The following is a 24,324-nucleotide window of genomic DNA, read 5'->3' as shown; positions in this document are numbered from 1 at the left end:
TTATCTAATTATATAAAATATTCTGATAATTATTTTTGAATATCTTTACCTGTTTTTTCAGTTTCTTTACTAGTTTTTCAATTATTTGATTTTGCTTCTACTTTTTTAATTGAACCAACTCTTTTAAAAGATGGCGGAAATAGTTCATCTTCAGGAAGTTGTTCATAATCTCTTTCCATATATCCTTTTCTCATCTTATTAAAATACAATTGGCCTTTTTGTTTTAATACTTCCTTATCAAGATTAGGAATCTCTTGATCTTGCATCACAATCCTTCCATTAATAATTGATAGTTTTACATCTCTACCTGAACCGCTTACAAACATTGTGCGAATTGGATCATCCATAACGCCCATATGGAATCCACTTAAATCAATTGCAATAATATCTGCCTTTGCACCAACGGCAATTCGACCTAAATCTTCACGGTTTAGAAATGCCGCTGCTCCTAAAGTGAGCGAATTGAAAAAATCAGCATATGTAGATCCTTCAACTTCTTTTTCTACAAATCTTGAAAGCATACTTCCGGTACGCACATTTTGAAAAATATCTGGAGGGAAAGTATCAGTACCTAATGCAATATTGATTCCTTCTTTTCTATATTTTGCAAATGATTCAAGCCCTTCTCCGTGTCTACCTATAATAAGTGGACAATGGATTACAGTAGAATTTGTTTCGTTGAGAAGCGAAATATCATTATCAATATTGTAATTCGCTCCACTATAGCCCGAAATAAAATGAGCGTGTGGTATTCCTGTATTTGGACCTAAGAATCCAAGATTATATAAATATTTAATTGGTGTAACTCCTTGTTCTTTTAAAATTGTATTAAATTCAAAACTTCCTTGCGCAGCATGGAGCTTGATTGGAACGTTTAATTTTTCACTGTAATATTTTGTTTTTATCAAAATCTCTTCCGTCTGGGATTCAATTCTTTCTGGAGCTAACATCCCTCTAACTAATCCATCAAATGCACCATCGAAGGTCTCAACAAACTTTACTGCTCTTTCTAATCCTTCCTCGCCTGCTTTTTCATCCCAATGAATTTTAATCTTTCCATCTGGCTCGACTACTCTAATGCCTGCTTGATAGCTTGGTCCAAGATAAATTCTCAACCCAAGTTTTCCTGCATGATTCGCTGCGGCTACTAACTCATCGTAAGTTTCGGCCCAATTTTTATAAAAAACAGATGTAATCGGCATGGCCGTTGTAATTCCATTTAAGATTAGTTGAGAATAAGCATATAAGGATTTAAATGCTTCTTCTTCTTCACTCATTAGTTCGTGATGTCCATCATTTACGTATTGTTCAGACCAAAGGAGATTTTTTTGTCTGTTTGATTTCGCTTCTAAATGCAAAATATCATGATCAATATCACCTAGAGCATTTAAATCAATGAAACCAGGACTAAGGATCGCATTTCCTACGTCAATTACTTGATCTACTTCTTCTAAATAGTTTTTTCCAACAAATAAAATCGTGTCTTTTTCATAAACAATCTCTGCATCTTCCAAAATGACATGTTCGCTTCCATCAAAACCAATTACGTATTTTCCCTTTAGCTTCGTTTTCATTCTTTTCTCCCTTCGAACATTTAAAATATTATTTTAGTTTTCAACATATCTCATCTCGTCAACATAGGCACGAGCATGCCCCCAGAAATACTTTGTCGGTTGCATATACTTTTCTAGTCCAGCACGTTTAATCGTTGCAAAGGCTTCTTCATTTGCTTCAATTAAAACTGTGCTCTCATGAACTGTGTGTACATTTCTTCCTTCCATAATTAGTTTTCCATCAACAATCACATGATCAACATCATTTGCGACTGCTTGAAATACTAACCGATGAACATGCATATACTCAGGAGTTAAATGCGGTTGATGTAGATTGACTGTAATAACATCTGCTTTTTTACCAATTTCAAGTGAACCTATTTCATCATCCCAACCTATACATTTTGCTGCATCAATTGTTACCATTTCTAAAAGCTTACCTGGTGGTAAATAATAATAGTCCCTAAGAGCTGCCTGATGTACAAACTGTGTTTTCCTCATCGCTTGAAATAAATCAAAGCTCGTAGATGGTGAGGTACCATCTGTAGAAATCGCGACAGTTGCTCCCATTTCGATTAATTCTGTGATAGGAGTACGTGCATTTATTTGTCCAAAACCTGGAGATGCACTAATATTCGTTCCAGTTTCAGCTAAAATCTTGGCTTCATCGAATGAAATTCCCCGGCAATGCTGAAGATGCACATCTGGACCTAATAAAGCATTTTCTTTATCTTGAATTGCTAAATGAATCATTCCACCAAATGCATCTGAGTGAATTCTTGTATTGTATTTCCTAGCAATCTCTCTTATTTTTTTAGCTTGATAAAGATCATGTTTTGTTAAACCGTATAGTCGATCTGGAGATGTTGGATATGATGGGTCAACAGACGTTACAATAACAAATGGCGTAATAAAGGCTCTTGTTCTATCCTCATTTGCATGATTCAAAGCTTCAATAACCGCTTCTGCTCCTTTTAACACTTCTTCATAGGTAATTTCTTTTTCAATTCTTTTCCCATCAACCCATCTACTAAATGAATGTGGCCAAGGTGGGTTACACGGACCTGTACAAACTACTTCACGAACTCCTACTTCGTTGTAAGCTTTCGCATGGTTTATCGCAAATATTGGATCATCAGATCTCGGCTCTGATCCTAACACACTAACTCCTGTTGTAATACCCGCTTTTAATCGCTCAAGTGCAGATAGCTTTCCTTCGTAATACCAAAAATCATCTGTCACAAAATGCTTATATGTATTCGTCATAATCGGCATCCAAAAATCGATATTCTCCATTGCAATTGTCTTAAACATTGAATGACCACCATGACCATGTACATCTATTAATCCAGGTAAAATACATTGATGACTACAATCAATTACTTTTTTCGCCTCATACTTAGTTTTCAAGTTTTCAGTCAAATCAATGTCTACTATTCTCCCATTATGAATCGCAACGGAGCCATTTTCGATTATTCTTCTTTTTGTGTCCATTGTGATAACAGTTCCATTTACTAATAACAAATCAATCATGTTTTCTCCTCCTCGCGTGCAGACTTCTTTTTAAAAATTGAAACAGCATAATTTAATTATGCTGTCTCATTGAATTACTTATTTCACTGTTACATCATCAAGCATTAAATAACTTGCTGGGTTTAACCAAAGTCCTTTAACTGAAGAGCCAGTAACTGCTAAATGCTCATAGTTACGAATAGGTACATATGGTACATCTTCGTTTTCAATTTCTTGTGCTTGAGCATATAGTTCTTTACGTTTTTTTCCATCCGCTTCTTGACGAGCTGATTCAATTAATTTATCAACTTTAGGGTTACTGTAGAATGAACTATTTCCTGCTGCACCCTGGGACTTGCTATCAAATAAGTTAAATTGATTATAGTCCCCATCACCAGTAGCATTTCCCCATCCACCAATTGCAACTTGATGTTCACCTTTTGCGATTGTATCAATATAAGCTCCGTATTCAAGAACTTGGATTTTAACGTTAATACCGATTCCTTTTAATTGAGATTGAATCACTTCAGCCATATTAATTCTTTCTTTACGGTCACTAGTTGATAATGTAAATGTTAGACCATCTTTAATTCCTGCTTCTTTTAATAGCTTTTTAGATTCATTAATATCGTAGTTATAACCTTTAATAGTTGGATCATATCCAAAAACTTTTGGACTCATTGTTGAATTCGCTTTTGTTCCAACATCGTTATATACACCTTTTATAATTGAATCTACTTCAATTGCATGTGCAATTGCTTTACGGACACGAACATCATCAAATGGTTTTTTCTTAACATTGATACTTAAATATTCAACAGCTAGTCCATCTGTACGATATAAATCCATTGTGTCAGAAGCCTCAATTCGCTCGATTTCTGTTACAGGCACTTGGTCTGTTACATGTGCTTCACCAGTTTCAATCATAGCTAGTCTTGTAGCATCTTCAGGAACTACTTTAAAGACTACACCATCAATTTTAGGCTTATTACCCCAGTAATCTTTATTTTTTTCAATTTTGATTTCTTCTCCTGATTTCCATGATTTAAATACATAAGGACCAGTTCCTACTGGATTTTGTCCGATTTTAACACTGTTTTCTTTTATCGATTTTGGACTAATAATACTTCCTTCATTACTCATTAATATTGATAAAAGTGGAGCATATGGGTATTTCAACATAAATTGAACTGTTGAATTGTCTACTACTTTTACTTCTTTTATCATGGCAAATTTGCCCGCTTGAGGTGATGCTGTTTTTGGATCAAGTACTCTATCGAAATTTGTTTTAACTGCATCTGCATTAAAAGGTGATCCATCTTGGAATTTAACACCTTCTCTTAATTTGAACTCCCAAGTCACGTTATCTACTTGTTTCCATTCAGTTGCTAAAAGAGGTTGTGGCTTCATATTTTTATCTGGTTCTACTAATGTTTCATATACCTTTTCATAAACAACGTTTGCTGATGGTATATCAGTAATAAAATGAGGATCTAATGTTGTTGCATCAGATAGTCTAGCAACGACTAAAGTTCCCCCTGCTTTCGCTTTTGTTCCTGTTGCACTACTGTTTGTTTGGTCTGATGTACATCCTGCAAGAACAGTTGAAATCGTAAATAATGATGCAAATAGTACTCCGGCTGTCTTTTTCTTCATTGTTTTCTTCCTCCTCTAAATACTTGAGCCCTATGATTCTCTTGTTCATCATTTTTTTGAGTACGCTAGGCTTACTCAAATTATAAAAAAAAATAAAATTTTATATTTTCAGAATCTTTACTCGTTTTTTAATTATCTTTACTGCTTTTCCGCATTATATTTACTTCAATTCTAATTTTGAATAAATTTAAACAAAGAAAAGGGGGAAATTTAATGAAACCAGAGATTGCATTGAATAACAGAGAAGTCACATTAGAAAAAAAAGAATCTCAAAAACTAAAAAGATGGAAAACTTTTTATAAGAAGTTTAAGAAAAATAAACTGGCACTAGTAGGAGGGTATATTGTACTCTTTTATATTTTAGTAGCCATATTTGCACCGCTTATTTCACCAAAGGATCCTTTTGCAATTGATTTAATGAACAAACTACAAACTCCGTCCATGGAACATTGGATGGGTACAGATGATAAAGGAAGAGATATTTTAAGTAGAATCATTTATGGAAGTCGTCTTTCAATTTCTGTTGGTTTCGTATCTGTCTTATTTGGAGCCATTTTCGGAATCATTCTCGGGTTGATAGCCGGTTATTACGGAAAATGGATAGATACGATCATTATGAGGGTTGTTGATGTTTTACTTGCATTCCCAGGTATTTTACTCGCACTTGCGATTATTAGTGCACTTGGTCCTAGTCTAATTAATGTTATGGTTGCTGTCGGTGTCTTTTCAATTCCAACTTTTGCTCGAATCGTTAGGGGATCTACATTATCCGTCAGAAAGCTTGAGTATATAGATGCAATTCGTGCATTAGGTGCAACTGATGCATCAATCATTTTCAAACATATTTTTCCGAATATTCTTTCACCAATAATTGTCCAAGCTACGTTAAAACTTGCTACAGCGATTTTATCAGCAGCTGGATTATCATATCTTGGATTAGGTGCTCAGCCTCCTTCTCCAGAATGGGGAGCTATGTTAAGTAGCGGACGAGATTATTTATTTACTGCACCCCACATTGCCTTATTTCCGGGCATTGCGATTTCAACACTTGTATTAGGATTTAATATTTTCGGGGATGGACTAAGAGATGCTCTTGATCCAAGAATGAAAAAATAAGGAGGAAAGTAAATGTTTCTATTTATTGTCAGAAGAATTATACAAACCATTCCAGTTTTACTTGGTGTAAGCTTAGTTGTTTTCCTTATCATGCAGATGGTTCCAGGAGATCCAGCAACTTTACTTGCTGGTGAGGGTGCTACAAAACAAACAATTGAAATGATACGACATCAGCTAGGTCTTGATCGTCCTATCATCATTCAATATTTCGATTATGTTCTTCATGTACTACAAGGAGATTTTGGTGAATCACTTCGAAATAATCGCCCAGTATTAGATGAGATTATGATTCGTTTACCTATTACAATCGAACTTGCACTTGCTAGTATTTTCATTACAGTTGTACTTGGTATGCTAGCAGGTATTATCTCAGCGACTAAACAGTACTCCGCAGCTGATATTACAATTATGATTGTCGCTTTACTAGGAATCTCTTTACCAAGTTTCTGGTTTGGTTTAATGCTAATCTACTTCTTTTCTGTTAATCTTCATATCTTTCCAGTTGCCGGCTGGGGAACGTTTAAACATATGGTACTACCAGCCTTAACATTAGGTGCAGGTGGTGCTGCAATTGTAGCTAGAATGACTAGATCAAGTATGTTAGAAGTTGTTCGTCAAGACTATATGCGTACAGCAAGAGCAAAAGGTTTAAAGGAACATATCATTATTTACAAACATGGTCTAAAAAATGCATTAATTCCAGTTATTACTGTTGTTGGTCTACAATTTGGTGCATTACTTGGTGGTACCGTTTTAACCGAGTCGGTTTTTGCAATTAATGGACTTGGTAGATTAATTGTTGATGCGATTAGGACAAGAGATTTACCTATGGTTCAAGGTGGCGTATTAATCGCTTCAGTTATCTTTGTATTTATGAATCTAGCTGTTGACATTCTCTACCGTTACTTTAATAAACGAGTTGACTTGAATTAAGGAGGTCCTACCATGAAAAAACATTTTGATGAAACAATTCTTGAGGTTAAAAATTTACAAACCCACTTTTATACAGATGACGGTATTAGTAAAGCAGTTAATGGAATAAGCTTTAATTTAAAAAAAGGTGAGACACTTGGAATTGTAGGAGAGTCTGGAAGCGGTAAGAGTATTACTTCCTTGTCCCTATTACGGTTAATCCCCTCTCCTCCAGGAAAAATAGCTGGTGGTAGTATTCTATTTAAAGGTGAAGACTTACTTGCAAAAACTGAAAAACAGATGCGTTCAATACGAGGTAATGAAATTTCAATGATCTTTCAAGAGCCAATGACCTCTTTAAACCCTGTTTATTCAGCTGGTGAACAAATTGCTGAAGCGATTCGTCTTCACCAAAAATTAAGCAAAAAGGAAGCTTGGGATAAAGCAGTTGAAATGCTGCGACTTGTTGGGATCCCCTCTCCTGAAAAACGTGCAAAACAAGAACCACATGAGCTTAGTGGTGGAATGCGACAAAGGGTTATGATTGCAATGGCACTTGCATGTCATCCAGAAGTGCTAATCGCAGATGAACCGACTACCGCTCTTGATGTGACAATTCAAGCTCAGATTCTAGAATTAATTAAATCACTCCAAAAGGATTTCGGTACAGCTGTTATATTAATCACGCATGATTTAGGTGTCGTTTATGAGACTTGCGATCGAGTGGCTGTAATGTACGCCGGAAGAATTGTTGAATATACTTCAGCAAAAGAACTTTTTAATAGCCCTAAACATCCATACACAACCGGGTTATTAAACTCTCTTCCACGACTGGATATGGATCAAGATGAATTAACAACTATACCTGGTACTGTTCCAAGTCCGTTCAATATGCCTAAAGGCTGTAGTTTTGCTCCTCGCTGCGCACATGCAAAGGCAATTTGTCATCAGTCAGTGCCAGATTTACAAACGATTGATAAAAATACTGAAGTCAGCTGTTGGATGTACACCTCACAATGGGAAACAGACCATTTGCGTAAAGAGAAAGTAGGGATTGAATAATGTCATTACAACTAGTGGATAAAAACATACTATTGAATGTAGATCATTTAAAACAATACTTTCCAATTAAAGGTGGTTTATTGGGAAGAACGGTTAATCATGTAAAAGCTGTAGACGATATTAGCTTCCAGATTTATGAAGGTGAGACTTTAAGTATCGTTGGAGAATCGGGTTGTGGCAAGTCGACTACTGGTAGAGCCATTCTAAGATTAGACGAGCCTACAAGTGGAAACATTCATTTTGGAGAAAAAGATTTATTAAGCTTAGGAAAAAAAGAAATGCGTAAAATAAGAAAGGATCTGCAAGTAATTTTTCAAGATCCATTTGCCTCACTTAACCCTAGACAAACAATTGGACAAATTTTAAATGAAGCATTAGCCATTCAAAATGTTGTTCCAAAAGAAGAACGTAAAGCTAGAATTGAGGAATTACTAGGACATGTTGGATTAAGACCTGAAGCAATGGACCGATACCCTCATGAATTTAGTGGTGGACAACGTCAGCGCGTCGGAATTGCACGAGCTCTTGCGGTTGATCCAAAACTTATCATTTGCGATGAAGCAGTATCTGCATTAGATGTTTCAATTCAAGCTCAAGTGTTAAACCTACTAAAGTCATTACAGAAAAAATTCTCACTTACCTTCCTTTTCATCTCTCATGATTTAGGGGTGGTAAGACATATTTCTGACCGAGTGATGGTAATGTATTTAGGAAAAATTGTCGAGATTGCTGATAAGAAATCCATCTTCGATAATCCACAACACCCTTATACACGTGCACTATTATCTGCGATACCAGTACCAAATCCAGTGCATAAAAGAGAAAGAATCATTTTAACTGGAGACGTACCATCTCCAATCGATCCCCCTAGCGGCTGCCGTTTCCATACGAGATGCCCTTTCGCGATCGATATTTGCAAATCAAGAGTACCTGAATTAAAATTATCCGAACAAAATCATCAAGTTGCTTGTCACATAATTGATTAAATAGTATTCTTATAGGCAGGAAAAATAAAAGGAACATCACTTAGGCTTCTTTATAAAATGGGAATGTCTAGGGAGAACGGGAAAAGCAAATTTAAAAGATCATTTAAATCATTTCCTACTCCCTTTCCTCTTCCATACTGTATAAATTAATGCTTTTTTTAAAAGATTAGTATACGGCAATTTTTTATCAACTAAGTTTTCGAATTAATTAAAAATATTAATAATAAACTATTTGAGGTTCTTCATGCTAAGTTACGAGGGATTTACTTTACTCATTATGCTATTTATTTTAGCTCCTATTATGGGAGCTATTGCTTTATTATTTTTGTTTATCTTTGAAAAAAGAATAGACTTACTTGAAAATAAAAACAGAGAAATTCGGTTAGAACATGCATTACAAGAAGCTCAATACAATAAATTGAATCAGCAAATTCAGCCGCACTTTTTATTTAATACACTTAATGTCATTTTAAGCTTAGCACGATTAAATCGAACCTCGGAATTAATACGAGCACTTGAAACTTTTTCTCAATTTTTAAAATTTAAATATAAATCTTCAGAGCCATTAATTCCATTAGCACAAGAAATACAATATACTCAATATTATTTAGACATACAAACTCTGAGATTCGGTGAACGACTTAACACGCAGTTAGATTGTCCAATAGATTTACATAATGCTTTAGTTCCCCCTTTTATTTTGCAAACTTTAGTAGAAAATTCATTTAAACACGGTTTAGAAAAAAAGGTCGGCGAAGCTTTACTGAATATACACTTTTATCAGGACTCCGAGCTAGTCTGCTTAGAAGTCATTGATAATGGTTTAATGGGAATGACAAATTCTTTTTCCAATCAAGAAGGTCATGGTCTAGATAATATAAAAAAGAGATTACAACTATATTTTGGTAACAGTGGACATGTATTAATTACATCAACTGAAACAGGTACAAATGTTAAAGTCGTTTGGCCGCTCGTATATGACTCACAAGTAGAGGAGGGAAATTTGAAATGAATGTATTACTACTAGATGATGAACCATTAGAGCTTGAACAAATGGAGTATATGATAAAAAATATGTTTCCATTATGGAAGTTTTATAAAGCTGCCGATGCTTGCCAAGCAATAACAATAAATCAAAGTCATAAAATTAACATTGCGTTTCTAGACATTAATCTTCCTGGACGATCTGGACTCGAGTTTGGCGAAGAGCTTAGAGCACAAAACAAAGACGTAGATATTATCATGGTTACGGCTTATCAAAGTTTTGATTATGCACAACAATCAATTCGAATCGGAGTTCTAGATTATTTAACAAAGCCAGTTATTGAAAGTGAGTTAACAAAAGTTTTATCTAAATATAGCCGTACTGATACGTCAAATCAGTATTCTAGTTTAATCCATCAAACGCTTTTATATATTCACGATCATTTCGCTGAAAAACTATCTCTTTCTGATGTAGCTCGAGAAGTTCATACAAATCATTCTTATTTAAGTAGGAAATTTCACGAAGAAGTCGGTGTTTCTTTTTCAGAATATTTAATAGACTTTAGAATTCAAGCGGCTAAGCGATTTTTAACAAATAATCCAAACTGGAACATTTCTGATGTTGCAGAAAACTCTGGCTTTAATAGTCAACATTACTTTAGTACTTTATTCCGCAAAATTGAAGGCATTACGCCAAAAGAGTATCGTGAGAAAGGAAAATAAACATTGAATTCACGTTCGTTTAGAGAATACGTACAAGGTCCTATACAAATTGGAATGGGAATGGGAATTATTTCTCTCTTGGCACGTTGGGTAACAGGAACTACGATTTTATCTTCGCCTGAGTCAATGATTAAGTATGGTGTATTTGGTGGAATCGGCTATGCATTTTTAGGAGCAATTGCATTATTTGTTTTTAGTTTTATTGGGAAAAAGGTTCGTAAGGAGTACCATGATTGTTTAACAATTGGAGATTATTTGAAGAGGAAACTAAATCCACTCGGGTTTTGGATTATGATCTGTATTTTAATATTAACTAGTTTACACATATTATATATACAGTCGATGAGTGCCTCTACTTTATTTCATTTTCTATTTAATTTACCCTTGTACATCGAAATTTTTATTTTTATTAGTTTCTGCGTACTTTTCGCAGGCTTTGGTGGTTTAAAAATGATTCACGGACTAGCAGGATTCCAAGTCATAACAATGTTTGCAGCGGCAATTTTAATTCCGTTGTATTTTTTCGTAAAAGAAGGGGTTCAACCTGTATATGATGGAATTAGATTATTTCATCCATACATGTTAGTCATTGATCATTACGATTTATGGGGATTTTTATTTTCAGGCTTACTAGTAGGATTTGGGCAGTTTTTCTTTGACATAACATCTTGGCATCGATTGTTTATGATTGAAGTAAAAAAAGTTCCACTTACTTTCTCGTTATCTGGATTAATATGGGGTATTTTTCCTCTCTCATTTTCATGTCTTTTTATTATTGTCATTTTCACAGGTGGATTTACCGATATTCAATCCATATTAGTTGGTTTAGCAAATAAAATTACGACACCTTTTTTTTTCATATTGTTTGTTTTATGTGTATTTAATGCTATTACATCGACTTTTGGTGCAGTACTGCACTCGCTTGCTAGCTTAATTGTAAATAATATTATTGAGCCACTGCAAAAAAAATCAAAAAGCGATCATCAAAAAATAAGAATTGCCTATCTTTTGTCAGTCATAATCGGGGCAATTATTTTTTTCTCAACAATTATTCAATCTCAAAACATTATCGAACTATTATTTTACTCGGGAAATGTGTATTCAGCATTGTTGTTTCCAGTTTTGGTTATAGTCTTTAGTAAAGGGAAGGTCGCAAACTACATACCAATTAGTATCATAATCAGTATTTTACTTTCTTATGTTGTTCAACCGTATGTAGGTGACTTTCAAAGTATTTGGTTAAGTTCATTATTTTCGATCATTATTATCATAATTTGTTTTGCAATTAGTTTATTTACACAGAAAAGAGACTTAACTATTTCATAAAAAAGAGCTAATCAGTTAACTTGATTAGCTCTTTTCTGTATTATTGCTTAAATTTTCTAAATTAGAAGATGAAAGATGATGCTTCTCTTTATTTCGAATTTTAAACTAACTAAATTATTAATAATGTTCTTAATTTCCACCTTTACTTGGTGGTGGATTTTCGTTACCGCCCTTTTCAGGTTCAGGTTGTTCTGTTCCACCTTTTCCTGGTTGTGGTTGCTCTGTTCCGCCTTTTCCTGGTTGTGGTTGCTCAGTTCCGCCTTTTCCTGGTTGTGGTTGCTCAGTTCCACCTTTTCCTGGTTCCTCAACTTGGCCGCCGCCTTCACCTGTGCCACCGCCAGTTCCTCCGCCTTCACCTGCGCCACCACCAGCTCCTCCGCCAGCACCGCCGCCTTCACCTGCGCCACCACCAGCTCCTCCGCCAGCACCGCCGCCTTCACCTGCGCCGCCACCAGCACCTCCGCCAGCACCACCGCCTTCACCTGCGCCACCACCAGCTCCTCCGCCAGCACCGCCGCCTTCACCTGCGCCGCCACCAGCTCCTCCGCCAGCACCGCCACCTTCACCTGCGCCACTGCCAGTTCCTCCGCCTTCACCTGCACCGCCAGTTCCTCCGCCAGCTTTTACAGCTTCATATGAATGCATAATAGATGAAAAAGTAGTTGGATCTACAGCACCAGTAACAGGTAAACCATGAGTCTTTTGATAATATTTTACACCTTTAATTGTTAAATAATTATAATGCCCAGTAATCTTACCTGAGTAACTACCTATTGATTTCAACATTCCTTGTACCACAAATACATCTGGACCTTCTGAACCTTTACCAAATGCATAACTTGTAGATGACATACCTAAAGCAAGCATTGAAGAAAGTACAATCGTTCCTAAGCTTTTTTTACCATATTTTAAAATTTTGAATTCCTTACTCTTTGCAGAATAAGAAGACTTGTCCCACTCGAATTCTTTCATTAATGACACCATCCTTTTAAATAATAAGTCTTTTGAAACTACAAATTTTACTATTCCCTAATCACACCTGATAATTCATATCAATTTGATACGACTGACTTCATTTATTAGTACTTTTTAATGTTTACTTACATTATTTAAATGTTAATATTTCATAGAACAGGTTCCTAACTCAACTTAAATACAAAAATTAGTGCTTTGATGAAAGCTCTAACCTGTTCGTACCAGTCTTTGACATAATTGAAAACGGAAAAAACAATTATTAATTAAATAAGAAGACGTTAATTTATTAATTATGTATCCCAGGTTACCATTCTCACAATTAGCAAAGAATCATATTAAAGGTCAATTCACCTTGATAATAGTAAACTTAATAAAGCAATAAAGATGAGTTGGAATGCTATTAAAGCATAAGACTCATTTTCTCTACTTATAAATGAACGTTTATTTATTAATAAATTATTGGAGGTTACGTTATGAAAGTTTTACTTTTTGGAGCAACTGGAATGGTTGGTCAAAGTGTTTTAAGAGAATGCTTGCAAGACTCATCTATCGATTCAATTTACTCAGTTGGTCGCAGTGTGACTGGTATTCAACATGATAAATTTCATGAAATTAAACAGATTAATCTGATGGATTTATCTCAAATCGAGAATCAGTTATCTGGATTTGATGCGTGTTTCTTTTGTCTAGGTGTATCTTCGTTTAGAATGACAGAGGAAGATTATCGTAAAATTACGTATGACCTTACTTTATCCATTGCAGGCACATTATCAAAATTGAATCCACAAATGACTTTCATTTATGTTACGGGATCAGGTACTGATAGTACGGAGAAAGGTCGAACAATGTGGGCGAGAGTAAAGGGGAAAACAGAAAATGATTTATTAAAATTACCGTTTAAGGGTGCATACATGTTTCGTCCCGGTGCAATTATTCCGCATAAGGAAATAAAATCAAAAACTAAATTATATCAAAGCATTTATGATATAACTAAACCGATCTATCCTGTCCTAAAAAAAATTTTCCCAAACTCTATAACAACTTCTGAACAAATTGGTCGAGCAATGATCAATATTGCAAAGGAAGGTTACCCTACACCATTTATCGAGGTTGAAGATATTAATAAAGCAGCCGCAAAGGATTAAGGAGCAAGGAATGGGAACTAATCTAAACCTTACTGGATTAGTTCCTTCCCATCTACTCAATTTGTTGTAATCATGTATTCAAATATGGGGCTCCGCGTCTTGTGTTTGCTGCTGAAGATGCGTCTTCACTTGTATCTAGGTATGGACTACCACCTTCATCATAATTAATTTTATTCGAATCGTTCTCGCTCGTATCTAAGTATGAGTTGGTAGCAACATGAATATGGTTATCGTCAGTATCTCTTGATCGATTGCGTTTTGTCATTAGATTCACCTCCGTAGTTATATTTTGTATTGATGCTTGGAATACATACCAAGTAGTTCGGCAATTTTTATCAAGCCAAAATAAAAAAGGATAGATACTCTAGATTTTTCTAGAATATCTATCCTTTTTTTTATATCGAACTTAGTTAACAGTAACGTCTTCTAACACTCGGACAAATTCACCTTTATTTACTGGATAACCAGCTTCGGCGATTTTGACTTTTACAATTTTACCGATCATGTCTTCATTTCCTTCGAACACGACTTTTAGATAATTGTCTGTGTAACCAATTAATAGGCCTTCGACACCATTTTCGGAATATTTTTCTTCCGGAATAACTTCTAAAACATCTCCATCAAACATTGATGCATATTCTTTTGCAAGCTGATTTGATAATTCAATTAAACGGTGTACGCGTTCATTTTTAATTTCTTCGTCAACTTGGTCTTCCATACGTGCTGCTGGTGTACCAGTACGTTTTGAATATGGGAATACGTGTAATTCTGAGAATTTATTGTCTTGGATGAAGTTGTATGTTTCCATAAACTCTTCCTCAGTTTCACCTGGGAATCCGACGATTACATCAGATGTAATTGAACAATTTGGTAATACTTCACGTAATTTTTCAATTCTTTCAGCAAACTCTGCCATTGTATATTTACGACGCATACGTTTTAGAACAGTATCAGATCCTGATTGTAAAGGTACGTGTAAGTGTCGAACTACAATATTTGAATGACGAAGTACTTCAATTACTTCATCCGTAATTTGACTAGCCTCAATTGAAGAAATTCGAACGCGCTTTAAGCCTTCTACTGTTTCTAAGTCTTTTAATAGCAACGCTAAGTTGTAATCTTTCATGTCTTGACCGTATCCACCTGTATGAATACCAGTTAAAACAATTTCCTTATAGCCCGATTCAACTAATTGCCTAGCTTGTTTCACTACTTCTTTTGGATCACGAGAACGCATTAAGCCACGTGCCCATGGAATAATACAAAAAGTACAGAAATTATTACAACCCTCTTGAATTTTTAAAGAAGCACGCGTACGGTCAGTAAACGCAGGTACGTCTAACTCTTCATAAACTCGAGCCTTCATAATATTGCCTACGCCATTTATTGGTTGACGTTCTACTCGATATTGCTCAATATAATCAAGCATTTTAGTACGATCCTGTGTACCAACAACGATATCTACCCCAGGAATCGCCATAATTTCCGCTGGAGATGTTTGTGCATAACATCCAGTTACACATATTACTGCGTCTGGATTTTTACGCACAGCACGGCGGATTACTTGTCTACTTTTTTTGTCACCTGTATTTGTAACTGTACAAGTATTTATTACATAAACATCAGCTTTAGTCTCGTATTCTGTACGTTCATAGCCTGCTGCTTTAAACAGCTGCCAAATTGCTTCTGTTTCGTAATGGTTAACTTTACAGCCTAATGTATGAAAAGCTACTTGTGGCATTTCTTCACCCCATTAATTCAAAATGAAAGGAGGCAGCAGCTAAAACATAAAATGGTGCTGTTTCTGTTCGCAGAATTCTTGGTCCAAGTCCGCATAGTTTTGCACCTTTTTCTTCTAGCTGAGCAACTTCTTTATCAGACAAGCCACCTTCTGGTCCGAACACTACTAATAATCGTGATCCTTCCCTTAATGACTGGAATGTTTGTACAAGCCCTGCTGATTCTCCTGTTTTTGCACTTTCTTCATATGCTACAATACACGCATCATAATACTGTATTGAGTTTAGTAATTGTTGAAAAGACGCTGGCTGTTCTACAGTTGGCACAATAAATCGGTAAGATTGTTCAGCCGCTTCCTTTGCAATCTTTTGCCATCTATCAACCTTTTTACCAGCTTTTTTATCATCTAGTTTAACAATTGATCTAGCTGCAGCAAAAGGTAAAAAACCAGTTGCTCCAAGCTCCGTACCTTTTTGTATGATTAACTCTAGTTTATCACCTTTTGGTAATCCGCTAGCAATCGTAATTGATATTGGCAGTTCATTTGTATTCTCAACATATTCTACAACAGCTGCAGTTATTAGTTCACTAGAAATATTTGTAAGTGAACAACGAACAGTTGATGATCCTGGTACTGTACAAATAATTTCTTGATCTACTTTCATTCTCATAACGTTAGCGATATGATGTGCATCATCACCTGTTATTGTAACAAGATCATTTTGCAGCTGCGTTTCTTCTATAAAATATCTTTGCATATTACATTCCTTGAGCTGGTTTTTTTGCAATAATTGCAACCCAGTCCTCTAAATGTAATACTTCCGTCACTTCAAACCCAACACGGTTTAATTCATCTTCAATGTCTTGTTGCTTAGCTCCAATTATACCTGAAGATATAAATGTTCCACCTGGTTCTAGAACGTTATATACATCGTCAACAAAACGAAGGATAATTTCAGCAAGTAAATTTGCAACTACAACTTGGAACGGACCTTCAATTCCTTGTAGTAAGTTACCTTGTCCAACTTTTACTACATCGTCAACTTTGTTTAATTGAACATTTTCTCTTGCACTTCGAACTGCAACATCGTCTAAGTCATAAGCTTCGATATTTGAAGAACCAAGTTTAGCCGCTGCAATACTTAATACTCCTGAACCTGTGCCTACATCGATTACTCTGTCAGTTGATTTTACGACTTTCTCAAGGGCGCGAATACACATAACTGTTGTAGGATGAGTACCAGTACCAAAGGCCATTCCAGGGTCTAGCTCGATAATTAATTCATCTGATGTTCTTGGTTCATACTCTTCCCAAGATGGTACAATTGTAAATCGATCCGAAATTGAAATTGGGTGATAATATTTTTTCCAAGCTGTTGCCCAATCTTCTTCGCTTACTTCATGAACAGCGAATGTATTTTTACCTAAATCAATATCAAATGCTATTAAGTTATTAATCGCTTCTTTAATTCCATCGATCGTATCGTTTAAAAAACTATTCACAGGAAGGTATGCTTTAACGATTACACCTTCCTCTGGATAATCTTTTGGGTTAAGTTGGTAGATTTCACCGTAAACCTGTGCTCGCTCCTTCGTCAAATCAAACACGTCCTCAATGACAACACCACTTGCACCAGCTTCGTGTAAAATGTTAGAAATCGGTTCAACCGCATCCTGTGTAGTGTGAATACTTAATTCTGACCATTTCATAAACTACCAACTCCATTCATACTCTCTTCTATACTTGGCAATACCCTCTAATCATAATCAGATTTAGAGGGTGCCATTTTAATCACTTCTTCTATTTAGTGTTTCCACTTTTTACCTATACTAACGTACTGAATTAATAACTTATTTTACTGTTCGCCAAAATTCTTTACTGCACGTTTTAACTTTGTGAAGAAAGAATCATGTTTATCGTCTTTTTGGCCTTTACCAATATTATAAAACTCTTCAAGCAATTCTTTTTGACGGCTTGTTAGTTTAGTTGGTGTGATAACTTTTACGATTACGTGCTGATCACCTTGACCATATCCACGTACATCTTTAATTCCTTTACCTTTTAAACGCATTCTAGTACCAGTTTGCGTTCCAGCAGGAATTTTCGTTTTTACTTTACCATGTAATGTAGGAACCTCAACCTCATCACCTAATGCAGCTTGTGCAAAGGTTAATGGAAGTTCACAGTAAACATCATTTCCATCTCTTTCAAAGAATTCATGCTCACGAACATGGAATGCAATATATAAATCTCCAGCTGGTCCACCATTTTTACCTGGTTCACCTTGGCCAGATAAACGAATTTGTTGTCCATCATCGATACCCGCCGGTACTTTTACCATGATTTTCTTACGAGTTTTCACTCGACCAGCGCCATGACAAGTATTACATTTATCTTTTATCATCTGTCCAGTACCTTGACAGTGTGAACAAGTTGTACGGTTGACAATACGTCCAAATGGTGTATTTTGTTCAACACTCATTTGTCCTGAGCCATGACAATGTTTACATGTTTCTTTTGATGTACCAGGCTTTGCACCTGAACCGCTACATGTTTGACATGTTTCTTCAGTTGGAATTTCAATCTCTTTTTCCATTCCAAATGCCGCTTCTTCAAACTGAATTGTCATTGTATATTGTAAATCAGCTCCAGCTCTTGGTGCGTTCGGGTCACGACGACGTCCACCGCCACCACCACCAAAAAACTGACTGAAAATATCTTCAAACCCACCAAATCCGCCGCCGCCAAATCCGCCGCCGCCGAAACCTTGGTTTGGATCTGTATGACCAAATTGATCATAATGAGCTCGTTTTTGATCGTCTGATAAGTTTTCGTATGCTTCTTGCACCTCTTTAAACTTTTCAGGTGCATCAGGATCTTTATTAACGTCCGGATGATATGTTTTTGCTAATTTACGAAACGATTTTTTTATTTCATCTTGTGATGCACTTTTACTCACACCAAGCACATCATAGTAATCACGTTTACTCATAGTGTTTCAATCCGCTCCTTTCACATAAAGAATATTTTAACATATCCTGTGATTTTCTAAAAGAAAAAGAAAAAGTCAAAGCCAAGGCTTCCCTGACTTTGACTTCCCTCTTTTTTAGATATTTATATATTGTCTAGTTCCAGGCGTTAGCCCTTCGAGGTCATAAGCCCAATTTCGGTAAAAGTTAAAAACCAAACTTTTTCCGAAATCGTTCTTATGCTTGTCAGGGCTGATCAAACGCCTTCCACTTTTCGTTATTGTCTAGTTCCAGGCGTTAGCCCTTCGAGGTCATAAGCCCAATTTCGGTAAAAGTTAAAAACCAAACTTTTTCTTATGCATGTCTAGCTTCACAAGCTAGCTCTTCGGTAATATTCCACCCAACTTTGAAGTGGAAAAGACACCACTTCTTCAGCCGGGTGGAGATATTCCCTTCAGAGCTGATCGAGCTTGTTCCGCATTTCCGACTGTCAGGGCTGATCAAACGCCTTCCACTTTTCGTTATTTTTCGTCTTTAACTTCAGTAAACTCAGCGTCTACTACATCGTCTTGTTTCGCTCCACCTTCAGCGCCACCAGCAGCTTGCTGTGCAGCAGCAGCTTGCTCATAAAGCTTCATTGTTAAAGCTTGAACGATTTCAGAAAGAGCATCTTTCTTAGTACGGATGTCATCTAAGTTACCTGCTTCTAAAGCAGCTTTTAATGCGTCTTTAGCTTCGTTAGCTTTAGTAACTTCAGCTTCTTCAACTTTTCCTTCAAGATCTTTTAAAGTTTTCTCTACTTGGAATACTAGTTGATCCGCTTCGTTTTTAAGATCTACTTCTTCTTTACGTTTTGCATCTGCATCAGCATTTAATTCTGCTTCTTTTACCATGCGTTCTACTTCTTCATCACTTAAACCTGAAGAAGATTGGATTACGATATTTTGTTCTTTTTGAGTACCTAGGTCTTTCGCACGTACTGTTACGATACCATTTTTGTCGATGTCAAATGATACTTCAATTTGAGGAATTCCACGTGGTGCTGGTGGAATATCCGATAATTGGAAGCGACCTAATGTTTTATTGTCATTTGCCATTGGACGCTCACCTTGTAGAACGTGAATGTCTACAGCAGGTTGATTGTCAGCAGCTGTTGAGAAAACTTGTGATTTACTTGTTGGGATTGTAGTATTACGTTCGATTAACTTTGTAAATACTCCACCCATTGTTTCGATACCTAATGATAATGGAGTTACATCAAGTAATACTACATCTTTCACATCACCAGTTAAAACTCCACCTTGAATTGCAGCACCTAATGCTACTACTTCATCAGGGTTTACACCTTTATGTGGCTCTTTTCCTGTTTCTTTTTTGATTGCTTCTTGAACTGCAGGAATACGAGTAGATCCACCAACTAAGATTACTTTATCAATTTGACTAGCAGTTAAGCCAGAATCCTTCATTGCTTGACGAGTTGGGCCTAAAGTTCTTTCTACTAAGTTGTGAGAAAGCTCTTCGAATTTTGCACGAGTTAAGTTTAACTCTAAGTGTAATGGACCAGCTGCACCCATGCTAATGAATGGTAATGAAATTTGAGTTGAAGTAATACCTGATAAGTCTTTTTTCGCTTTTTCAGCAGCATCTTTTAAACGTTGTAATGCCATTTTATCTTGGCTTAAATCAACACCATTTTCTTTTTTGAACTCAGCTACTAAGTGATCGATGATTACTTGGTCAAAGTCATCTCCACCTAAACGGTTATCACCAGCTGTAGCTTTAACTTCAAAAATTCCATCTCCTAATTCAAGGATTGAAACGTCGAATGTACCGCCACCTAAGTCATAAACTAGGATTGTTTGGTCTTCATCCATTTTATCTAAACCGTATGCTAATGCAGCAGCAGTTGGCTCATTGATGATACGTTCTACTTCTAAACCTGCGATTTTACCAGCATCTTTAGTCGCTTGACGCTCAGCATCATTGAAATATGCAGGTACTGTAATAACTGCTTTCGTAACTGCTTCACCTAAATAAGCTTCAGCAGATGCTTTTAAGTTTTGAAGAATGATTGCAGAGATTTCTTGTGGTGAATACTCTTTACCTTCAATATTTTCTTTATGAGTAGTACCCATATGACGTTTGATTGACATGATTGTGTTAGGGTTTGTAATTGCTTGACGCTTAGCTACTTCCCCAACTTGACGCTCACCATTTTTGAAGGCAACAACTGACGGAGTTGTACGTCCTCCTTCTGGATTTGGAATTACTTTTGGCTCTCCGCCTTCTAATACTGCTACACAAGAGTTAGTTGTTCCTAAGTCAATACCAATAATTTTACTCATTGCATGTTCCTCCTAAAATCTACAAAAGTTATATTTTAGTTTTTTAAATAAATTTTATATTTAAGATAGCGTCTTTAAAGGACGCCTATGATTACTCGTTAACTTTAACCATTGATGGACGGATTACTCTGTCCTTAAGCTTATAGCCTTTTTGGAATTCTTGTAGAACTTCATTGGATGGTTTAGAAGCATCACATTCTTGCATTACAGCTTGATGGACATTCGGATCGAATTGTTCACCAAGTGCTGGGATTTCTTCTACTCCTTCTTTCTTCACAGCTTCAACTAACAAACGGTACACCATTTCCATACCTTGTTTAAATGATGCAGTTTGCTCGTCTGTTGCTTCAACTTGTAATGCACGTTCGAAATTATCTAGTACTGGTAATAAATCAGATACTAGGCTTTGAGCACGATAAGTCATTAAAGCTTGTTGATCTAAAAGTGCACGACGCTTATAATTTTCGAAGTCAGCATGTAGACGTAAGTACTTATTTTCCTTTTCATCTACTTCAGCACGAAGTCTTTGAAGTTCATCATCAGTAGAATTTACTTCTTCAGTTTGCTCTTCAGAATTTTCTTCAGTAAAGATTGAAGGCTCTTCAACAGTAGTTTCTTCATTCACTACTTCTTCTTTTAAAAGTTCTTCCTGACGTTCTGTCATGTCACCTTCACCTCCTATTTTTTTTTATATGTAATCCATTGTTTCTTTTCACAATGGATTTATTCAACATCCTTAGATGAAAATAATAAATTCAGTTGTCCTGTAATTAAATGCATTAATGAGATTACCCGAGAATATTCCATTCGAGTTGGTCCTAGTACTGCGATTGTACCAATTTGATCTTCACCTAAAGAATAGGTTGCGCTAATGATACTTACATTTTCTAATCCAGACTTTTCATTTTCCTTACCAATTTTGACACTTAAACCCATGTGTTCAAGAGGAATAATACTTTTTAGTTCATCTTGCCTTTCAATCATGTTTAACAATATTTTCATTGTCTCAACATTATTAAATTCTGGCTGAGCTAAAATATTCGTTTTTCCACTTAAAAACAGCTTTTGTTCAATCGGTACGTCAATAGTGCCACCAATCATCTTAATAACACTCTCGTAATTTGAAATATGCGTACGTAAAATCATTGCTATTTCTTTATAAAGCTTGTCATTTATTTGATGAATCGGTACATTTACTAGTCGCTCATTTAAAATATTTACCATTTTTTCAATATCACTCATAGACACACCTGGTGGGATCGTTACTGTTCTATTTTTAACAATACCCGTGTCCGTCACAATAATTGATACTGCAGTATTCGGTCCTATTGGAATAAGCTGAATATTTTTAAGCTTGTTCTCAGTAACCTTTGGACCAAGTGCAATTGTTGTGTAATTAGTTAAATCAGATAAAATATCAGCTGAATTTTTCACAAGCTTTTCTATTTCAAAAATACGCTCGGCAAAAATACCTTTTATCGAACGAACATCATCGTCATTAACAATTTGGGGTGATAACAGATGGTCTACATAAAAACGATACCCTTTTTCAGAAGGGATTCGACCTGCAGAGCTATGAGGCTTTTCAATATATCCAAGTTCCTCTAAATCAGCCATCTCATTTCGTATCGTTGCTGAACTAAATGAAATACCTTCCTTTTTAGATAAACTCCTTGAACCAACAGGTTGTGCCATGCGAATAAAGTCATCGATAATAATTTGAAGTATCAATAACTGTCTTTCAGTCAACATGTTTATCACCTCTATTAGCACTCTTATCTAGTGAGTGCTAAATATATTATTAACTTAACAAATCCTTTATACTATGTCAAGAAGTTAAGGGAGGATTAAGGCAAAGCAAATTCAAGAGAAAAGTAAAAATTTAATCCCCTGCTTCCCAACCTAAATCAGAAATGCTTGAAACACTTCATTACCTAGTAGTTTTCCTTTATGAGTTAGTCGAAGGAATTCCCCTTTTAGCTCAGCTAATCCATCTTTGATTAGTTTTTCAATTACATTAGGAAATACTTCATTAAAGTTTGAACCAAATTTTTCTTGAAACGTTCTTTCTGAAACTCCCTGCATTTTACGAAGACCTAAAAACATTTCTTCTTCCATTTTTTCTTGCTTCGTTACTGTATGTTCATGAACAATTGGGACACCAGTCTCATCAATTATTTGAAAATATTTTTTTAACGGACCAGCATTTGAATAACGAATTCCATTTATATAGCCATGTGCACCTGCACCAAATCCAAAATATTCTTCATTATTCCAATAAACAAGATTATGTTTACTTTCTAAGCCATTCTTTTCAAAGTTGCTGATTTCATATTGATGAAAACCTTTTTCTTCTAAATAATTCATTAAAAAGTCATACATAGCTGCTTCATCTTCTTCAGGAGCTGGCTTAAGCTTGCCCCTATTCATTTCTATGTAAAAAACAGTTTTTGGTTCAATAATTAATGAATATGCTGAAATATGCTGAATCGGTAACTTCATAGCTTTATCCAACGAATCAACGAATTGCTCCATTGTTTGACCTGGCAGAGCATACATTAAATCAAGATTGATATTATCAATTCCAACTTCTTTTGCCGTTTGTATAGCTTCTTCTATTTCATTAGGTGAATGTGTTCGTCCAATTTTTTTAAGTAATCCTTCATCGAATGTTTGCGCTCCAAAACTTATCCGATTTACTCCACCATCTTTTAAAATTTGTAGCTTCTCTTTTGAAATTTCATTAGGATTACTTTCAAAAGTCATTTCGATTCCTTGTTTTCCTTTTATAATATGGTTGTTAATCATATCAACTAACACTTTAGTTTGATTTAATGTCAATGCAGTTGGCGTTCCTCCACCTACGAAAACTGTTTTCAAATCTGTTATCGGATTTCTATTTAAACTTTCAACAATTTCTTTCTCTAGATATTCTAAATATTGATCCACCGGCTGACGGTCCATCATAAATTTATTAAAATCGCAGTAGTAACAAATCTGCTGACAAAATGGTATATGAATATAAACGGAAGATGCCATAACTTCTCCTCTTTTCTAAGTAACGAAAAGCCCCTGATCCGATACCATCGTAGGTGCAGATTCAGGGACTTTTGATGATTTTAACTTTTTTGATTGTATATCTTCTTAAAATATTTGTCTAATTAATAGCTTTAGTATCATTAATCAGTATTAATTGTTTTTTTGTTTTTATTCATTTCTTAACTTCTGAAAAAAATTAATCATATTAATTACACGCTTTTAAAAAAAGCTCTGATAAAAAAGAATGTTGATTTTCCATTCCAGGTACTTCGCTTTCCAT

21 protein-coding genes are annotated in these 24,324 nt (G+C 35.5%); 8 read left to right on the top strand and 13 right to left on the bottom strand.

Annotated elements, in window-relative coordinates; all coding sequences use genetic code 11:
* Positions 1-77: 77 nt before the first annotated feature.
* The 3 genes from COC46_RS05390 to COC46_RS05380 form a co-directional block, all read right to left on the bottom strand.
* On the bottom strand, positions 78-1,574 hold the full coding sequence (locus COC46_RS05390) for an amidohydrolase family protein (RefSeq protein ID WP_098808721.1): 1,497 nt from the start codon (positions 1,572-1,574) through the stop codon (positions 78-80).
* Between the two features lie 33 nt (positions 1,575-1,607).
* Positions 1,608-3,086 carry an amidohydrolase family protein gene (locus COC46_RS05385; RefSeq protein WP_098808720.1) on the bottom strand — a complete coding sequence of 493 codons (1,479 nt, stop codon included), beginning with the start codon at positions 3,084-3,086 and terminating at the stop codon, positions 1,608-1,610.
* Positions 3,087-3,164: 78 nt separating this feature from the next.
* On the bottom strand, positions 3,165-4,721 hold the full coding sequence (locus COC46_RS05380; protein WP_098808719.1) for a glutathione ABC transporter substrate-binding protein: 1,557 nt from the start codon (positions 4,719-4,721) through the stop codon (positions 3,165-3,167).
* A 213-nt stretch (positions 4,722-4,934) separates the two neighbouring features.
* Here COC46_RS05380 and nikC point away from each other — a divergent pair, with 213 nt between their 5' ends.
* The 7 genes from nikC to COC46_RS05345 all read left to right on the top strand — a co-directional run bounded on the left by nikC (position 4,935) and on the right by COC46_RS05345 (position 11,830).
* Complete coding sequence (nikC, locus tag COC46_RS05375) at positions 4,935-5,837, top strand: nickel transporter permease (protein ID WP_098808718.1); 903 nt, start codon at positions 4,935-4,937, stop codon at positions 5,835-5,837.
* A 12-nt stretch (positions 5,838-5,849) separates the two neighbouring features.
* Positions 5,850-6,770 carry an ABC transporter permease gene (locus COC46_RS05370; protein ID WP_098808717.1) on the top strand — a complete coding sequence of 307 codons (921 nt, stop codon included), beginning with the start codon at positions 5,850-5,852 and terminating at the stop codon, positions 6,768-6,770.
* A 12-nt stretch (positions 6,771-6,782) separates the two neighbouring features.
* Entirely contained in the window at positions 6,783-7,811 is a 1,029-nt protein-coding gene (locus COC46_RS05365) for an ABC transporter ATP-binding protein (RefSeq protein WP_098808716.1), read from the top strand.
* Positions 7,811-8,797, top strand: coding sequence for an ABC transporter ATP-binding protein (locus COC46_RS05360; RefSeq protein ID WP_098808715.1), 987 nt, complete (start codon positions 7,811-7,813; stop codon positions 8,795-8,797). The genes COC46_RS05365 and COC46_RS05360 overlap by 1 nt, the downstream gene beginning before the upstream one ends.
* 244 nt (positions 8,798-9,041) lie before the next feature.
* Positions 9,042-9,809 (top strand): sensor histidine kinase, encoded by a 768-nt coding sequence (locus tag COC46_RS05355; protein ID WP_098808714.1) that lies wholly within the window; start codon positions 9,042-9,044, stop codon positions 9,807-9,809.
* Entirely contained in the window at positions 9,806-10,504 is a 699-nt protein-coding gene (locus COC46_RS05350; protein ID WP_098808713.1) for a response regulator transcription factor, read from the top strand. The genes COC46_RS05355 and COC46_RS05350 overlap by 4 nt, the downstream gene beginning before the upstream one ends.
* Positions 10,505-10,507: 3 nt before the next feature.
* Positions 10,508-11,830 (top strand): sodium:solute symporter family transporter, encoded by a 1,323-nt coding sequence (locus tag COC46_RS05345; RefSeq protein ID WP_098808712.1) that lies wholly within the window; start codon positions 10,508-10,510, stop codon positions 11,828-11,830.
* Between the two features lie 129 nt (positions 11,831-11,959).
* On the opposite strand, the gene COC46_RS23000 is transcribed toward COC46_RS05345, so the two are convergent.
* Positions 11,960-12,802, bottom strand: a complete 843-nt coding sequence (locus COC46_RS23000; protein ID WP_218012446.1) for a peptidoglycan-binding protein — start codon at positions 12,800-12,802, stop codon at positions 11,960-11,962.
* A 476-nt stretch (positions 12,803-13,278) separates the two neighbouring features.
* On the opposite strand from COC46_RS23000, the gene COC46_RS05335 reads away from it, so the two are divergent.
* On the top strand, positions 13,279-13,950 hold the full coding sequence (locus COC46_RS05335) for a Rossmann-fold NAD(P)-binding domain-containing protein (RefSeq protein ID WP_098808710.1): 672 nt from the start codon (positions 13,279-13,281) through the stop codon (positions 13,948-13,950).
* Between the two features lie 70 nt (positions 13,951-14,020).
* Here the strand turns inward: COC46_RS05335 and COC46_RS05330 are convergent, their stop codons facing one another.
* From COC46_RS05330 to hemW, 9 genes are all read right to left on the bottom strand, one after another.
* Complete coding sequence (locus COC46_RS05330; RefSeq protein ID WP_098808709.1) at positions 14,021-14,215, bottom strand: hypothetical protein; 195 nt, start codon at positions 14,213-14,215, stop codon at positions 14,021-14,023.
* A 141-nt stretch (positions 14,216-14,356) separates the two neighbouring features.
* Positions 14,357-15,691, bottom strand: a complete 1,335-nt coding sequence (mtaB, locus tag COC46_RS05325) for a tRNA (N(6)-L-threonylcarbamoyladenosine(37)-C(2))-methylthiotransferase MtaB (protein ID WP_098808708.1) — start codon at positions 15,689-15,691, stop codon at positions 14,357-14,359.
* 4 nt (positions 15,692-15,695) lie between these two features.
* Entirely contained in the window at positions 15,696-16,448 is a 753-nt protein-coding gene (locus COC46_RS05320; RefSeq protein WP_098808707.1) for a 16S rRNA (uracil(1498)-N(3))-methyltransferase, read from the bottom strand.
* Between the two features lies 1 nt (position 16,449).
* A complete protein-coding gene (gene prmA, locus COC46_RS05315) occupies positions 16,450-17,400 on the bottom strand; it encodes a 50S ribosomal protein L11 methyltransferase (protein ID WP_098808706.1) in 951 nt (316 codons plus the stop codon).
* Between the two features lie 146 nt (positions 17,401-17,546).
* Entirely contained in the window at positions 17,547-18,683 is a 1,137-nt protein-coding gene (dnaJ, locus tag COC46_RS05310; protein WP_098808705.1) for a molecular chaperone DnaJ, read from the bottom strand.
* A gap of 498 nt (positions 18,684-19,181) precedes the next feature.
* On the bottom strand, positions 19,182-21,005 hold the full coding sequence (gene dnaK / locus COC46_RS05305; RefSeq protein ID WP_098808704.1) for a molecular chaperone DnaK: 1,824 nt from the start codon (positions 21,003-21,005) through the stop codon (positions 19,182-19,184).
* A gap of 91 nt (positions 21,006-21,096) precedes the next feature.
* The gene (gene grpE, locus COC46_RS05300; RefSeq protein WP_098808703.1) at positions 21,097-21,669 is read right to left on the bottom strand and encodes a nucleotide exchange factor GrpE; all 573 of its coding nucleotides are present in this window, start codon (positions 21,667-21,669) and stop codon (positions 21,097-21,099) included.
* A 59-nt stretch (positions 21,670-21,728) separates the two neighbouring features.
* The gene (gene hrcA, locus COC46_RS05295; RefSeq protein ID WP_056472836.1) at positions 21,729-22,757 is read right to left on the bottom strand and encodes a heat-inducible transcriptional repressor HrcA; all 1,029 of its coding nucleotides are present in this window, start codon (positions 22,755-22,757) and stop codon (positions 21,729-21,731) included.
* 150 nt (positions 22,758-22,907) lie between these two features.
* Positions 22,908-24,044: a radical SAM family heme chaperone HemW gene (hemW, locus tag COC46_RS05290; protein ID WP_098808702.1), complete on the bottom strand. Its 1,137-nt coding sequence runs from the start codon at positions 24,042-24,044 to the stop codon at positions 22,908-22,910.
* Positions 24,045-24,324: the final 280 nt, after the last annotated feature.

Origin of the sequence: Bacillus sp. AFS041924 (assembly GCF_002577195.1) — a bacterium.
Classification (GTDB): Bacteria; Bacillota; Bacilli; order Bacillales; family Bacillaceae_G; genus Gottfriedia.
This window is presented reverse-complemented; position numbering and strand designations above follow the sequence as displayed.

Excerpts from the sequence above, each read along its gene's own strand:
- COC46_RS05390 (WP_098808721.1), bottom strand. The coding sequence starts at position 1,574 with ATGAAAACGAAGCTAAAGGGAAAATACGTAATTGGTTTTGATGGAAGC.
- COC46_RS05385 (WP_098808720.1), bottom strand. The coding sequence starts at position 3,086 with ATGATTGATTTGTTATTAGTAAATGGAACTGTTATCACAATGGACACA.
- COC46_RS05380 (WP_098808719.1), bottom strand. The coding sequence starts at position 4,721 with ATGAAGAAAAAGACAGCCGGAGTACTATTTGCATCATTATTTACGATT.
- nikC (WP_098808718.1), top strand. The coding sequence starts at position 4,935 with ATGAAACCAGAGATTGCATTGAATAACAGAGAAGTCACATTAGAAAAA.
- COC46_RS05370 (WP_098808717.1), top strand. The coding sequence starts at position 5,850 with ATGTTTCTATTTATTGTCAGAAGAATTATACAAACCATTCCAGTTTTA.
- COC46_RS05365 (WP_098808716.1), top strand. The coding sequence starts at position 6,783 with ATGAAAAAACATTTTGATGAAACAATTCTTGAGGTTAAAAATTTACAA.
- COC46_RS05360 (WP_098808715.1), top strand. The coding sequence starts at position 7,811 with ATGTCATTACAACTAGTGGATAAAAACATACTATTGAATGTAGATCAT.
- COC46_RS05355 (WP_098808714.1), top strand. The coding sequence starts at position 9,042 with ATGCTAAGTTACGAGGGATTTACTTTACTCATTATGCTATTTATTTTA.
- COC46_RS05350 (WP_098808713.1), top strand. The coding sequence starts at position 9,806 with ATGAATGTATTACTACTAGATGATGAACCATTAGAGCTTGAACAAATG.
- COC46_RS23000 (WP_218012446.1), bottom strand. The coding sequence starts at position 12,802 with ATGAAAGAATTCGAGTGGGACAAGTCTTCTTATTCTGCAAAGAGTAAG.
- COC46_RS05335 (WP_098808710.1), top strand. The coding sequence starts at position 13,279 with ATGAAAGTTTTACTTTTTGGAGCAACTGGAATGGTTGGTCAAAGTGTT.
- COC46_RS05330 (WP_098808709.1), bottom strand. The coding sequence starts at position 14,215 with ATGACAAAACGCAATCGATCAAGAGATACTGACGATAACCATATTCAT.
- mtaB (WP_098808708.1), bottom strand. The coding sequence starts at position 15,691 with ATGCCACAAGTAGCTTTTCATACATTAGGCTGTAAAGTTAACCATTAC.
- COC46_RS05320 (WP_098808707.1), bottom strand. The coding sequence starts at position 16,448 with ATGCAAAGATATTTTATAGAAGAAACGCAGCTGCAAAATGATCTTGTT.
- prmA (WP_098808706.1), bottom strand. The coding sequence starts at position 17,400 with ATGAAATGGTCAGAATTAAGTATTCACACTACACAGGATGCGGTTGAA.
- dnaJ (WP_098808705.1), bottom strand. The coding sequence starts at position 18,683 with ATGAGTAAACGTGATTACTATGATGTGCTTGGTGTGAGTAAAAGTGCA.
- dnaK (WP_098808704.1), bottom strand. The coding sequence starts at position 21,005 with ATGAGTAAAATTATTGGTATTGACTTAGGAACAACTAACTCTTGTGTA.
- grpE (WP_098808703.1), bottom strand. The coding sequence starts at position 21,669 with ATGACAGAACGTCAGGAAGAACTTTTAAAAGAAGAAGTAGTGAATGAA.
- hrcA (WP_056472836.1), bottom strand. The coding sequence starts at position 22,757 with ATGTTGACTGAAAGACAGTTATTGATACTTCAAATTATTATCGATGAC.
- hemW (WP_098808702.1), bottom strand. The coding sequence starts at position 24,044 with ATGGCATCTTCCGTTTATATTCATATACCATTTTGTCAGCAGATTTGT.